This window comes from Arthrobacter sp. B3I9 (genome assembly GCF_030816935.1).
GTDB lineage: Bacteria > Actinomycetota > Actinomycetes > Actinomycetales > Micrococcaceae > Arthrobacter.
Genome location: NZ_JAUSYO010000001.1, coordinates 1971407 through 1984941 on the forward strand (window position 1 = coordinate 1971407; position 13535 = coordinate 1984941).

Consider the following 13535-nt stretch of genomic DNA (forward strand, 5'->3'; position numbering starts at 1 on the left):
GCGGCCGACACGCCGTCTCTGCGGCGACACGCGGGCCTATTAATTGTGCGTAAGTGCTCCACAGGGTGTGGGTATCGTCCTCGAAAACAGCAGAAACCCGGACATTTTGAACCCCTCTGCCTGTGGATTAAAGGTGGGTTAAATGACATACTTGTAATACATCATCTTGGGGTCCACATCGGGCTCGCGCACTACATGTAGTATCGACATACAGTTCGAGCGGAGCAGCAGCCAGCTATGGAACGGACCAGGACCACGGTCCCGGATCGGCCAGCCACTCCCGGCGAACCACAGACTTAGCAAGAACCGCAGACTTAGCAAAAACCAGAGAATTAGCAAGACAAAGGGGACAGGGACCATGACTGTAACGGTTTACACGAAGCCGGCCTGTGTTCAGTGCAACGCAACGTACCGCGCGCTGGACAAGAAGGGCATCACCTACCAGAGTGTCGACATCTCCCAGGATGCCGACGCCCTCGAGCGACTGAAGGCCCTGGGCTACATGCAGGCCCCGGTTGTCGTGACGGACCAGGACCACTGGTCCGGTTTCCGCCCGGACAAGATCGAAGAACTGGCCCAGGCTGCCGCTGTCGCCGTAGCCTGAAACGCAGCCCGAGATGAGGTGACTTCCATGGCACCAGCCGCACCGGCGGTGGCCGACGCGCCGGTGGCAGCCCAAACTGCCGCCGCGGCGGAAGTCCGGACCGCCAGCCACCTCATCTTCTTCTCCTCAACGTCGGAGAACACCGCACGCTTCGTCCGGAAGCTCGGCCTCGATGCGGCCCGGATCCCCCTCCTCGCGAGGGAACCCGCGCTCGTGGCATCCGAACCCTATGTGCTGGTGGTTCCCACGTACGGCGGTACCGGGGGAGAGGGATCAGTTCCGAAGCAGGTCATCCGCTTTCTGAACGATCCCCGCAACCGGCAACAGCTCCGCGGCGTGATTGGCGCGGGGAACACGAATTTCGGGGACAACTACTGCATGGCCGGCGACATCGTCGCGGCGAAGTGCAATGTCCCCCACCTATATCGATTTGAGCTCATGGGCACCCCCGAGGACGTCCAGCGGGTTCAACAAGGATTGGAAGAGTTTTGGACACGACTGTCGCAGGCACAGCAGTAACTGAGGGCTCCGGCGCCTCCGCGCTCACCGCCGTCGAGAAGACCGGGAAGCACGAGATGCCGGCCGCCTACAAGGGCCTGGGCTACCACGAGCTCAACGCCATGCTGAACCTCTACGGCCCGAACGGTGAGATCCAGTTCGAGGCGGACCGCGAGGCGGCGCACCAGTACTTCCTGCAGCACGTGAACAACAACACCGTGTTCTTCCACGACCTTGAGGAAAAGCTCGAGTACCTCGTCAAGAACGAGTACTACGAGCGCGAAACCCTCGACCAGTACACGATGAACTTCATCCGCGAGCTCTACAGCCGCGCCTACAAGAAGAAGTTCCGCTTCGAGACCTTCCTCGGCGCGTTCAAGTTCTACACCTCCTACACGCTGAAGACGTTCGACGGGAAGCGCTTCCTGGAGCGCTACGAGGACCGCGTGTGCATGGTGGCCCTGCACCTGGCCCGCGGCGACGAGAAGCTCGCGCTGCAGATGGTGGACGAGATCATCGAGGGCCGCTTCCAGCCGGCCACCCCCACCTTCCTGAACGCCGGCAAGCGCCAGCGCGGCGAGCTGGTCTCCTGCTTCCTGCTCCGCATCGAAGACAACATGGAGTCGATCGGCCGTTCCATCAACTCCGCCCTGCAGCTGTCCAAGCGCGGCGGCGGCGTGGCCTTCGCCCTGACCAACATCCGCGAGGTCGGCGCGCCCATCAAGCAGATCGAGAACCAGTCCTCCGGCGTCATCCCCGTGATGAAGCTCCTCGAGGACAGCTTCTCCTACGCCAACCAGCTCGGTGCCCGCCAGGGTGCCGGTGCCGTGTACCTGCACGCCCACCACCCGGACATCTACCGGTTCCTGGACACCAAGCGCGAGAACGCGGACGAGAAGATCCGCATCAAGACCCTCTCGCTCGGCGTCGTGATCCCGGACATCACCTTCGAGCTGGCCAAGAAGGACGAGGACATGTACCTGTTCTCGCCGTACGACGTCGAAAAGGTCTACGGCATGCCGTTCTCCGACGTCTCGGTCACCGAGAAGTACTACGAGATGGTGGACGACTCCCGGATCAAGAAGACCAAGATCAAGGCGCGCGAGTTCTTCCAGACCCTCGCCGAGATCCAGTTCGAATCCGGCTACCCATACATCATGTTCGAGGACACCGTGAACCGGGAAAACCCGATCGACGGCAAGATCATCATGTCCAACCTGTGCTCCGAGATCCTCCAGGTCTCCCAGCCCACGACGTACCACGATGACCTGTCCTACGACCAGACCGGCAAGGACATCTCCTGCAACCTGGGCTCGCTGAACATCGCGAAGACCATGGACTCGCCGGACTTCGGCCTGACCATCGAGACGGCCATCCGCTCCCTCTCGGCGGTCTCGGACATGTCCAACATCACGTCGGTGCCCTCGATCGCCCGCGGCAACGACCAGAGCCACGCCATCGGCCTCGGCCAGATGAACCTGCACGGCTACCTGGCCCGCGAGCGGGTCCACTATGGTTCCGAAGAGGGCCTGGACTTCACCAACATCTACTTCTACTCGGTGGTTTACCACGCGGTTCGCGCCTCCAACCTGCTGGCCATCGAAACCGGCCGGACCTTCGGCGGCTTCGAGAAGTCCAAGTACGCCTCCGGCGAGTTCTTCAACAAGTACACGGAGCAGGAATGGGTGCCGCAGACCGAGAAGGTTGCGGAGCTGTTCAAGAACGTCCACATCCCCACCCAGGCAGACTGGCTGGCGCTGAAGGCCTCCGTCATGGAGCACGGCATCTACAACCAGAACCTTCAGGCCGTGCCGCCGACAGGCTCGATCTCCTACATCAACAACTCCACCTCCTCGATCCACCCGGTGGCGTCCAAGATCGAGATCCGCAAGGAAGGCAAGCTGGGCCGCGTGTACTACCCGGCGCCGTACCTGACGAACGACAACCTGGAGTACTACCAGGACGCGTACGAGATCGGCTACGAGAAGGTCATCGACACCTACGCCGCCGCCACGCAGCACGTGGACCAGGGCCTGTCCCTGACGCTGTTCTTCAAGGACACCGCCACCACGCGCGACATCAACAAGGCCCAGATCTACGCCTGGAAGAAGGGCATCAAGACCATCTACTACATCCGTCTCCGCCAGCTCGCGCTGGAAGGGACTGAGGTTGAGGGCTGCGTCAGCTGCATGCTTTAATCTTCAACTAAATCGTGACAGTACGACGGCGGGCGGCCGCCCGCCCTCGTACGCTTTAACTCGAGAACCAACCCAACATTTAGGGGATGACATGACCGAGAAGGTCAAGCTGCTTAGCCACGTCGAGGCCATCAACTGGAACCGCATCCAGGATGAAAAGGACGTCGACGTCTGGAACCGCCTGGTCAACAACTTCTGGCTGCCGGAGAAGGTGCCGCTGTCCAACGACGTGCAGTCGTGGAACACGCTGACGCCGGTTGAGCAGCAGCTCACCATGCGTGTGTTCACCGGGCTGACCCTGCTGGACACCATCCAGGGCACCGTCGGCGCCGTCTCGCTGATCCCGGACGCGCTGACGCCCCACGAAGAGGCTGTCTACACGAACATCGCGTTCATGGAGTCGGTGCACGCCAAGAGCTACTCCTCCATCTTCTCCACGCTGGCCTCCACGAAGGAGATCGACGAGGCGTTCCGCTGGTCCACCGAGAACGAGAACCTTCAGAAGAAGGCCCAGATCGTCATGGACTACTACCAGGGAGATGACCCCCTGAAGCGCAAGGTGGCCTCCACGCTGCTGGAGAGCTTCCTGTTCTACTCGGGCTTCTACCTCCCGATGTACTGGTCCTCACGGGCCAAGCTGACAAACACGGCCGACCTGATCCGCCTGATCATCCGCGACGAGGCCGTCCACGGCTACTACATCGGCTACAAGTTCCAGCGCGCCCTCGAGACGGTTTCCGCAGAGCGCCGGCAGGAAATCAAGGACTACACGTTCGAGCTGCTCTTCGAGCTGTACGAGAACGAGGTCCAGTACACCCACGACCTGTACGACGGCGTCGGCCTGGCCGAGGACGTCAAGAAGTTCCTGCACTACAACGCAAACAAGGCCCTCATGAACCTGGGCTACGAGGCCATGTTCCCGGCTTCCGTCACCGACGTGAATCCGGCCATCCTTTCGGCCCTGTCACCCAATGCGGACGAGAACCACGACTTCTTCTCGGGGTCGGGTTCGTCTTACGTGATTGGTAAGGCTGTTAATACTGAGGATGAGGACTGGGACTTCTAGTCCCGCTCGTTTCGCATGGAGCAGATGTACATCTGGTGCTAGCGGATGTACATTTGTTTCATGTCGACCATCAATATCACTGACGCGCGATCACACTTACCGGAGCTCATCGAAAAGGCCGAGTCGGAGCCGGTCTTCATCGAGCGCCGCGGACATCGGGCAGCAGTCCTAGTATCGCCAGAGCGGTATGAGCAGATGCTTGATGCTTTGGAAGAAGTCGAGGACATTGCGGCATTCGATGCAGCGATGGCGGAAGAAGGCGAGAACATTCCCTGGGTACAAGTGAAGGCGGATCTGGGCTGGGCATGAGTCCCTTCCGGATTGAGCTAAGACCTGCGGCCATCCGCGCACTCAAGAAAATTCATCCCGAGGACAAAGAACGCATTCAAGGTGCTATCGCGCTCCTCGGCCAAGACCCACGGCCGCCCAAAGCCATTGCATTGAGCGGCCGTCCAGGTTATCGGGTCCGTGTGGGTGACTATCGGATCATCTACACCATCCAGGACGACGTGCTACTGGTAGTGGTCGTCAACCTAGGGCATCGTCGGGATATTTACCAGAAGTGAGGTCCGCCGACCTGCAGGAAAGCGCTACGCGGTAGCTCGGCGGTTGATGCGTGCGCGCTCAGCCCCACGGATAATCAGCTCGCCGGCCATTCCGAGGCCCAGAAGCATCAAAAGATTCCCGTTCCGGGCAGAACTTGCGGCAATGTAGGTGTTCTGCGCAGCAGTGACAGCGGCAATGTCGTTGGCATACCAGCCGTTGATAACTGTCTGCTGCGGGGCGCCCTTGGTCTCGCCGTTGTTCATGGTGTTCTTTAAATCGGCCGCGCTGAGTTCCGACTTCCAATCGGACGGGCTGTTGCCACTCTGCAAGCCGGGGTTATTGGCCAACCAGGTGACGATCAGCAGCAAAGCCAGCAGCGAGCCCAATATGATCCGGGCGCCGTTGACCGACCGGAGCTTCGCTAACTTCAGCCGCTTAGGCTTCGGTGCTGGTGCTGGTGCTGGTGCTGGTGCTGGTGCTGGTGCGTGGTTTGGCGCCGGCGGTACTTCCGGCATGATGCCAGCATCAAGTGCTTCGTGAGTAGTCATTTCCCCATTTTTCATATTGTTGTTGCAACCGCCTGTTGGCGGAATTCTTGGGCTATGCTCGCGACCAGTGGAAAATGCCCCACTTCCCAAATGGGTTGGTCGAACGCATTCTGCACGACTATCGACCAGTCTCTTATTGGGGGGGGCGCACTCTTTTGTACATCAAACGGCGGGCGGTTTGCACTTTCCCGGCATTATCCGCCCGTCGAGCACGTGCGTAGAGAAGCTCTAATTGCGCATGTGTGGTTCGACCCTCGGGGCCGGCCGCTGCCGGATCCAGAGTCCGTAATTCCTCACCGATGTCCAAGACTGCCTTCCAGTTCCCGGACTCCGCATGCAATAGCAGTTCGTCCTGCAACTCAAGAGCTTTCTGCCTGACTTGGCAGACGGTGCGCCGGTCAGCTGCTTCCGGGTATGCTGGGTCGTCGTTGACCAGCATATAACCGCGCACAGCGGTCACCCACTCGCCGTTTTCCTCCGCATCCCGGTCGTCCCGGTAGGCGCTAGTCATCAAGGTCCAGTTCCATGTCACCGAGCCCTTCCTAGTCGACAGCCCGGACGGCACAAAGTTACGGCGGCATGTACTCAAAATATTCCTGCGGTGCGGTGCAGGGGGCCACGGCAAGTGAGACCCGGGCCGATGCACGAGGCCCTCAAAAGGGCGCGTTCAACCTTATGTGTCTCCCTCCTCGCCGTTGAACACTTTCAGGTCGGTCCACAGGGTGGCATCCATTCCCATGTGCTTGCCGACCGCTTCGAGCGTGTCTCTAATGGCGGCGTTGACCGTGATGCCGAACTCGTACAGCTGGGTACACAGGGTGTCCAACGCCAGGCCCGGCTCACCCGCATCGAGGAAGTCACGCACGTTAGAGACGTCCTCGGGCCGCAGATCGTCCTGAACTGCGGCGAGGGACCACCGGAGCGCGTGCTCCACGTCTCGCAGGTTGCTAATCTTCACATCGATCTCCTTCTCAAATGGGGAACCCGGTGACTATGCCCACGCCGCGAGGCTCCAGAATCACCCGGATGCGTTTGCCATCCCGTTCGCCCTCGACTTTGAAACGGGCAGGCTCCCCCTTTTTTGTGAAAGCCGCGCCCGGGGCGCCTTTGATTTGAATGTGCGGCAGACTCATGTCCGTGGCGATGTCGGAGATCTCATGCATAATCTTCTCATCCGACCAGCTACGCGGAAACGCGGACTTTCCCGGACCACCAGGCCACCGGTGGCCGCCTCCGGTCACGTCTCCCTCCAGGATATGCCTGGTCCTGTCGGGGTTTGCGAGGTTGACCGGGTTCTCTACCTTCTTCGTCCTTCCAAAGCGCTGGTTCAGTTCTCCGATCTTGCGGCGCGCTGCCTTCTCAATACGTAGCCGCATGTCAGCCGCTTTTTTTCTGGCCGCGGCAACGGCTCGGTTCTTCAGCCCTTTGGCCCTAGCGGCAAGCTCCGTCACCTTCGCCACACCCTGAGCGAGCAGCCGTTGACCCGCGGCTCGGGCGGTGCGCAGTGCTCGGGCAGCACTTTCTCGCGCCCGTTGCGCCAAGGCCTGCACCGATTGCCGCACCCCTTGCAGCAGCTGGGCTGCGCTACGGCGGGCTTCCGCCAGCTGGCGCGCGGCTCGCGCGGCCAGGTCCGAGGCGACAAATTTCGCCCGATTCAATGCCTGAGCGACTCGCTCGCTCACGCGACCAACGGCATTTTCGACCCCGCCGAAGGCGCCGCGGGCGAGTGACTGCATAAGGCGGCCGGCTCGCCCGAGGAGTTCGCGCCCGCGGGTCAGTAGGCTGAGGGCCCCTGACCGGGCACGCCCGGTCAACTCGGACACCGTGGCCCGCGCGCGCGCGACCAGCCTTGCCGTGCCCGTCACCAAGGACCGGCCCGCCGAGACGATCCGGCCTCCAGCGGCGCGCGCGCCGGAGATGACCCGTCCAGTGAGCCGCCTTGCACCTGCGGAAAGGCGGCGTCCCACAGCGGCGGCCTTGCCGAGCAGTTTCGGTACCGCACGGCGTACACCATTAAAGAGCACACGCCCACGCCTGAGCAGTGCTTCTCCGCCCCGACGCAAGAAGCGGCTTGCACCCCTGCCCACGCCCTTGATGATGTCTCCAATCCCCGGGACCCAGCCGATAAGGGTAAGTCCCAGGTTGACCCACTCCCCAGGGTTCTTCCAACCGCCCTGGCTCATCTTCCGCAGTGAAGCGATGGTGTCTCGGGCGTCTGCCACCTGCCCGGCGTAGGGTATGAACCCAGTGGCGATCTGACCGATGGTGTTCCAGCCGCTGGGGTTCTCCTTGAAGTCACCGAGAACGGCGCCCTCGATGATCTCGTCATGGACGCCCATGGCTCCCTCAGCGAGCGAGTCAGCACGTTGCGCCTGCTGCTCGAGTTGCTCGAGCGGGCCCGGTGGCACAGAGCCGACAGGCTCGCCGTCAGCCTGCGCCGCCGCTCGCCGTTCTTGTCGCTCCTGAGCGATGAGGTCGGCGGCCATGGTCCGTCGGACTGCGATGGCGCCCTTGAGCAGCAGCTTATGAGGTGCGGCCAGATCACCCCAACTTGTTTTGACGGTCGACAGGGCGGTTGAAACTTGGCCGCCCAACGCGCTCACCTTGTCGGCGACACCGGCGACGAGGTTGCGTATCGGGTTGACAATGTGTTGCCTACCCCAGTTCAACGCCGCGGACGCTGTGCCGACGATGGAGCCCAGGACGCCGCGCTGTATTGCGTGAGCTCCCGCTTCGAGCGGCCATTCGGCGGCTGTAGTGCCCGCTGTCACAGTGTCTTTCGGCGCAGGCGACGCCACCTCGCTCGCAAACACGGGAACCTGCATGGGGGCTTCGAGGCTGAGAGGTTCGGAAGCAGTGACACCTTGGACGGCCCGACTCACCGCGCGATTGCCCGCACGCCGCTGGAGCAGGAGCAGCTGTGCCGGAGAGTTCGGCGGCCCAATGAGTGCCCGCCCCGACGTTTCGGGAGGCGCCGTCTTCGCCGCGACGGAGGGGCTGTCCGTTGAGATGCGCTCCGAACCGCGCACCCGAAGTGGCCGATCCTCGCGAGCGGTCATGACAAGTGTTCCAATGGACTCATCGTTCTCTGTCTGGTCTATCTGCGCCGCTCCATTCTTCGCCCCTCGGTATGCAGGCATCAGCAAAATCCGTGCACATGGATGGGCGTCCAAAAGTGCCCCATTAGGCAGTCCGGATAGGAACGGCCCAGCGAGCCTGACCTGGATCTAAGACCTCTTACCGCCAGGTCCTGACAGTGGACGCAAGTAGGCTCGGTCTCGGAGCTCAACCGTTCTGCTTCCTCGACGATTGTCCGTCCCGTCGGCGTTTTACACGGGACCTGCTCTCGGGCACCATCCCCGGAGCCCACTGTGAGGTGACGGTGGATTCAAGCTCGGACGCCCGCTCGAACGGCACGGTCTCCGCCCCGGATCCCAGGCAACTTGCCCGAACGCACTACGGCATAGCCTGGGCATACGAAATATTCTGGATTTCGGAAAAATTCAGCCAGCGCCCGGAACGGCTGCTCATCCACGCGGTACATAACGTCCCAAACACCACCCAAGGGGCCCCACGTTCCGCACGAACCCGCCGTAGAAGCCATTCACGGCCCTCAGGCCGCTACCGAGACCCCTACCTGCCCGCGATCTGGCGCCAGCTTGGTGACACACCAGAAGTCGAAAATATGGTTTATCGGCTAGGAGTCGAACCCACGGTTTCTGACCCTCGCTGCAAGCGGCACTGGAATTCAATGCTTCGCCGATGGATACCGGCTTTCGGCGCCGACGGGAGCAGAATTCGCGAGCGTTTTTGAAGACGCACTCGTTGAACTCGGCATCGGCGACGATGGCATGTCGGCGACGATCAGGTCGACACGGAAGATCGTATCGAGGTGGGCGCCGCCCTTGTGCGTGCTCCTATCGGTAAGGGCTTTGAACTGCTACAGCTACTTCGACTTCAGCGGCGCGCAACCTGGGCTAGCGCCCTCTCCAGTGAGAGCAGCACTTCGCTTTCGGGCGTCGCTCTCCAGTCCGAGGCGGCCCGCCAGTCGTGTATTGGAGTCGGCCGCGCATGAGCACCCATGTGGCGCGTTGAGCAGCGGACGTTGAAAAAAGGCTGACTAAATTGGAACAGCTTCTTTGGTGGGCACCTAAAAATTTGGAAAACAGCGCCCATTGAGTGTTAATTTCCGTCGGAAAAGCCTCTAGACACAGGGGATGATTGTTAATCTTCGGCCGTACTGGACATCGCCGTCCACTTCCGGTTTCGCCAATTAGTGTCCAAAACGCCAACTCTAGTTGTGAGATTCCAGGGTACTTGGCCATTTGCCAACTTAGGTGGCCACGTTTCACGGTAGTTGGCGAACTGTCCCAAGCAGTTGGCCAGCTACCTGATTTTGCGATCGGAAGCTGCTGGCGGTTGGATCACTAGTCGGCGAAACGGTTTGGCGAAGGCTGAGCCGGTTGGCGATTGTTGTCGACATCGACATCGAACACGAGAACGAGGCCCGGTCGTCCCGACCGTGGATGTTGCCAAGTACCCCATCGCGGACGCCATCAAGATCCACTGGCAGAACGCCTGGGCCCCGGGGCGGGCCTCGGCCGTCCGCACACATTAGCTTGGTCAGTATCAAACCCGGATTCCGTACCCGCGTCGTTCCGGAGCGGAATTCTTCCTCGCCCGGAGTGGTTCCAGCAGTATGGCCCTTCCCCTTCCCCGGATTTCCATTCTCGACCGTGCCAACGCCCGGGACGGGTTTCCTGCTGCGGACGCCCTGAACCGGGTGCTGGAACGGGCCCAGCGGGCCGAGGAATGGGGTTACCACCGCTTCTGGGTTGCAGAGCACCACGCGGTGCCAGGCATTGCCGGTTCCGTTCCGGCCGTGCTGATGGCCGCCGTTGCTGCCCGGACGCACTCCATCCGCGTCGGTTCAGGAGGCATCATGCTTCCCAACCACCAACCACTCGTGGTGGCCGAACAGGCGGCCACGCTGGAGGCTCTGCATCCCGCGCGGATCGACTTGGGCGTCGGGCGGTCTGTCGGTTTCACCCCGGCGGTCCGGAATGCGCTGCGCGCCGGGAAACAGGATGCGGAGCGGTTTGAAGACCAGTTGGCCCAACTGCTTGCCTACCTGTCCGGAGCCGCGTCCATCACTGCCCGGCCGCGGAACGATTCGGCTACACCGGTATTCGTGCTGGCCACCGGTTCGGGAATCGATATTGCAGCCCGTGCCGGCCTGGCTGTGGTGTTGGGCGGGCCAGCCGTGTTCCGGACAGATCAGAACGGCACGCTCCCGGCGCTGGAAAGGTATCGCTCACAGTTCCGTCCATCACGCTGGTTCGAGCGGCCCTTTATCCTGGTTTCCGCCAACGTAGCAGTGGCCGCCACCCGTCAGGCGGCAAGGGAACTGCTTCTGCCCGAAGCCGTCGCGCTGGCCCGCTCCAGGACCACCGGCGAATTCGCTGCCTTGGCGCCCATGGGTCCGACCGAGTGGGCCGGGCTGACCCTCCGGGAAAAAGAAGCGGTCGAAAGGAGCCTGTCCACATCGCTGTACGGCACGGCCTCCGAGGTGCGGACCCAAGTCCAGCACCTGCTCGCGACCTCCGGAGCTGACGAGTTGCTGATCACAGGAGGAGCCTTCGACGTCGCGGCACAGGCGGAATCCGATCGGATCCTGGCCGGGCTCTTCCCCCAAGACGAGCGCCGCAGCATGGAGGACCGCCGTGGATTCGCGGCTTCCCATTGACGCCCACCTGACTTGACTCCGCCTAGCGCCCTCCCAGCGCGAGCAGCCATTCCGGCCTGGCCCGGTCCTATAAATGGGCTGCGGTGGAGGAGCTACTGCTATGCGCCCCACGTTCCAGATGGACACCGACGGCTCTCACCTCGTGCCGTGCATGAGGGCCGGCGGCTCCATCTTTGCGTCACTACTTCAAGATCGCGGACCAGTGCCCGTCAGCGGTGACCTGGTACAAGCCCGGGACCAGACCACTGTCTCCGTGTAGCGACCTATCTCATTCACGAGCAGGTCCGGGCGGCTGCCGAAGGTATGCACCGCAATGTTGGACGAGCCGTCGTGGGTGAATGTCACTGCCTTGGCGGGCCCCCTGTAGTAGAAGACGTCATCTCCGGCGCCGGTCATCGGCGCCGAGTCGTCGAAGGACCTCACGCTCGCCAGGTGGACAAGCTTGACTGTCCAGGACCCGCCGGCGGTGATCTTCAAAGCTGTGGTCAGTTTCCAGTTACGGGCATCAGAAAGGACAATTCCGCCGTAATTGCCGATCGTCACCTGATTGGGGGGTGAGCCTTGCCGCCGACCCCGTGCCCTGGTGCAGCCAGCATGGAACGAGGCGCGGAAAAAAAGGTATGAAGTCAGACCATTGACTTAATCCTGTTAGCCAGATCACACTGTGGTATCCGATAACTTTTTCTCCTGAAGAAAGCGAATACCTATGAGTGATCGTGAATCAGAAGTGATCTCGGCACTGCCCGTGCAGGACATGGACGCGGACGCGGCCGCACTCGCTGAGCTTGGATACAAGCAGGAACTCAAGCGCGGGATGTCCGGTTTTTCGAATTTCGCCGTCTCGTTTTCCATCATTTCCATCCTTGCCGGCTGCATCACGTCATATTCGATTGCATTGCGTTCCGGGGGGCCTGCGGCCATCAACCTGGGGTGGCCAATCGCTGGTGTCCTCGTGTTTTGTGTGGCCCTGTCGATGGCCGAGATCTGTTCCCGCTATCCCACGGCAGGTGGACTGTACTTCTGGGCCGGGCGGCTTGCCAGGCGCAACAAACGCGAGTGGGCGTGGTACGTCGGCTGGTTCAATTTCTTGGGCGAAATCGCCGTGACGGCGGCCATAGATTTCGGTTGTGCCACCACCATGATGGCCTTCGCCGCCTTGACCTTCGGCATTGAGCCGAACCCTTACTCCACATTCGGCCTGTTCGTCGTCCTCCTTCTGATACACGCACTCCTCAACACGATCGGGGTACGCCTGGTCAGCCTGCTGTCCAACGTCTCCGCCTGGTGGCACATCGCAGGTGCGGCCATTATCATCGGCGCGCTGTGGATCCTTCCGACCAACCACCAGAGCTTCGCGTGGACCATGACAACCTGGCACAACGAAACCGGATGGGACTTCGGCCCGTACGTCTTCTTGATGGGACTACTTATGGCGCAGTACACCTACACCGGGTATGACGCTTCTGCCCACGTGGCAGAGGAAACCAAGAACGCCGCTGTGGCGGCTCCCAAGGGCATTGTGATGAGCGTGGCCGTCTCCGTGATCGGCGGCTGGATTCTCCTGTACTCAATCACCGCAGCTATCCAGGACGGCTCGGACAGCGGACTGGCTGCGACACTGGCCACGGACACGGGCCTGCCTCCGGCCCAGATCTTCCTGGATGCTTTGAACAACCCGGATCTGGCCAAGTTCCTGCTCTTCATCGTATGCGGAGCGCAGTTCTTCTGCGGTATGGCCTCCGTGACGGCCAACTCGCGGATGACGTATGCCTTTTCCCGTGACAACGCCCTTCCCGGGTCGCGCATCTGGGCAAGAGTCAACGCACGCACAGGCACTCCCACGAACTCCATCTGGCTTTGCGTGGGAGGGGCTATGCTGCTGGCCCTGCCGGCGCTTGTCAACACGACGGCTTATCTTGCCGTGACGTCCATCGCGGTCATCGGCCTGTATATCGCCTACGTCGTTCCGGTGTTCCTGCGGCTGTTGAACAAGGACTTCACCCAAGGACCGTGGAACCTCGGCCGGTGGAGCCGCCCCATCGGCTGGATCGCCGTCATCTGGGTCGCAATCATCTGCGTATTGTTTGTCCTGCCTCCGGTAGCTCCCGTCACCGTAGACACCTTCAATTACGCGCCACTGGCGGTCGTAGCGGTTCTGGCGCTGGCGACGGGTTCCTGGTTTACGAAGGGCAAGAAACACTTCATGACCAACGAGGAGGCTGAGCACCTGACCCTGGACGCCGGGGAGCTCCTCGAAGAGGACCCCGGACTGCGACACTAGGCAAAGCGGGCGGCACTGAACCTACCGTCCGCTTTACCCACCAAAGAC

General features: G+C 61.6%; 13 protein-coding genes. 8 read left to right on the forward strand and 5 right to left on the reverse strand.

All coding sequences use genetic code 11. The annotated features are described in order from the left end of the window. Nucleotides 1–358 precede the first annotated feature (358 nt). From nrdH to QFZ65_RS09270, 6 genes are all read left to right on the forward strand, one after another. The gene (nrdH, locus tag QFZ65_RS09245) at nt 359–604 is read left to right on the forward strand and encodes a glutaredoxin-like protein NrdH (protein ID WP_306909822.1); all 246 of its coding nucleotides are present in this window, start codon (nt 359–361) and stop codon (nt 602–604) included. A 27-nt stretch (nt 605–631) separates the two neighbouring features. Beyond that, entirely contained in the window at nt 632–1123 is a 492-nt protein-coding gene (nrdI, locus tag QFZ65_RS09250; RefSeq protein ID WP_306909823.1) for a class Ib ribonucleoside-diphosphate reductase assembly flavoprotein NrdI, read from the forward strand. Nucleotides 1124–1179: 56 nt separating this feature from the next. Next, nucleotides 1180–3300, forward strand: coding sequence for a class 1b ribonucleoside-diphosphate reductase subunit alpha (nrdE, locus tag QFZ65_RS09255; RefSeq protein WP_306912542.1), 2121 nt, complete (start codon nt 1180–1182; stop codon nt 3298–3300). Nucleotides 3301–3391: 91 nt separating this feature from the next. Continuing rightward, a complete protein-coding gene (nrdF, locus tag QFZ65_RS09260; RefSeq protein ID WP_306909824.1) occupies nt 3392–4366 on the forward strand; it encodes a class 1b ribonucleoside-diphosphate reductase subunit beta in 975 nt (324 codons plus the stop codon). Nucleotides 4367–4426: 60 nt separating this feature from the next. Continuing rightward, complete coding sequence (locus QFZ65_RS09265) at nt 4427–4675, forward strand: type II toxin-antitoxin system Phd/YefM family antitoxin (RefSeq protein ID WP_142037365.1); 249 nt, start codon at nt 4427–4429, stop codon at nt 4673–4675. Then, nucleotides 4672–4932 (forward strand): type II toxin-antitoxin system RelE/ParE family toxin, encoded by a 261-nt coding sequence (locus tag QFZ65_RS09270; protein ID WP_306909825.1) that lies wholly within the window; start codon nt 4672–4674, stop codon nt 4930–4932. Before QFZ65_RS09265 ends, QFZ65_RS09270 begins: the two co-directional genes overlap by 4 nt. 24 nt (nt 4933–4956) lie before the next feature. Here QFZ65_RS09270 and QFZ65_RS09275 read toward each other — a convergent pair whose 3' ends face one another. The 4 genes from QFZ65_RS09275 to QFZ65_RS09290 all read right to left on the reverse strand — a co-directional run bounded on the left by QFZ65_RS09275 (nt 4957) and on the right by QFZ65_RS09290 (nt 8285). Further along, nucleotides 4957–5460 carry a hypothetical protein gene (locus QFZ65_RS09275; protein ID WP_306909826.1) on the reverse strand — a complete coding sequence of 168 codons (504 nt, stop codon included), beginning with the start codon at nt 5458–5460 and terminating at the stop codon, nt 4957–4959. 133 nt (nt 5461–5593) lie between these two features. Further along, the gene (locus QFZ65_RS09280; RefSeq protein WP_306909827.1) at nt 5594–5992 is read right to left on the reverse strand and encodes a hypothetical protein; all 399 of its coding nucleotides are present in this window, start codon (nt 5990–5992) and stop codon (nt 5594–5596) included. Between the two features lie 141 nt (nt 5993–6133). Next, complete coding sequence (locus QFZ65_RS09285) at nt 6134–6418, reverse strand: MafI family immunity protein (RefSeq protein WP_306909828.1); 285 nt, start codon at nt 6416–6418, stop codon at nt 6134–6136. 13 nt (nt 6419–6431) lie between these two features. Then, on the reverse strand, nt 6432–8285 hold the full coding sequence (locus tag QFZ65_RS09290; RefSeq protein ID WP_306909829.1) for an EndoU domain-containing protein: 1854 nt from the start codon (nt 8283–8285) through the stop codon (nt 6432–6434). Between the two features lie 1874 nt (nt 8286–10159). Between QFZ65_RS09290 and QFZ65_RS09295 the strand changes: the two genes are divergently transcribed. Then, on the forward strand, nt 10160–11206 hold the full coding sequence (locus tag QFZ65_RS09295) for an MsnO8 family LLM class oxidoreductase (protein WP_306909830.1): 1047 nt from the start codon (nt 10160–10162) through the stop codon (nt 11204–11206). Nucleotides 11207–11392: 186 nt separating this feature from the next. Here the strand turns inward: QFZ65_RS09295 and QFZ65_RS09300 are convergent, their stop codons facing one another. Then, the gene (locus QFZ65_RS09300; RefSeq protein WP_306909831.1) at nt 11393–11749 is read right to left on the reverse strand and encodes a hypothetical protein; all 357 of its coding nucleotides are present in this window, start codon (nt 11747–11749) and stop codon (nt 11393–11395) included. A 163-nt stretch (nt 11750–11912) separates the two neighbouring features. On the opposite strand from QFZ65_RS09300, the gene QFZ65_RS09305 reads away from it, so the two are divergent. Then, the gene (locus QFZ65_RS09305; RefSeq protein ID WP_306909832.1) at nt 11913–13487 is read left to right on the forward strand and encodes an amino acid permease; all 1575 of its coding nucleotides are present in this window, start codon (nt 11913–11915) and stop codon (nt 13485–13487) included. The last annotated feature ends 48 nt before the right edge of the window (nt 13488–13535 follow it).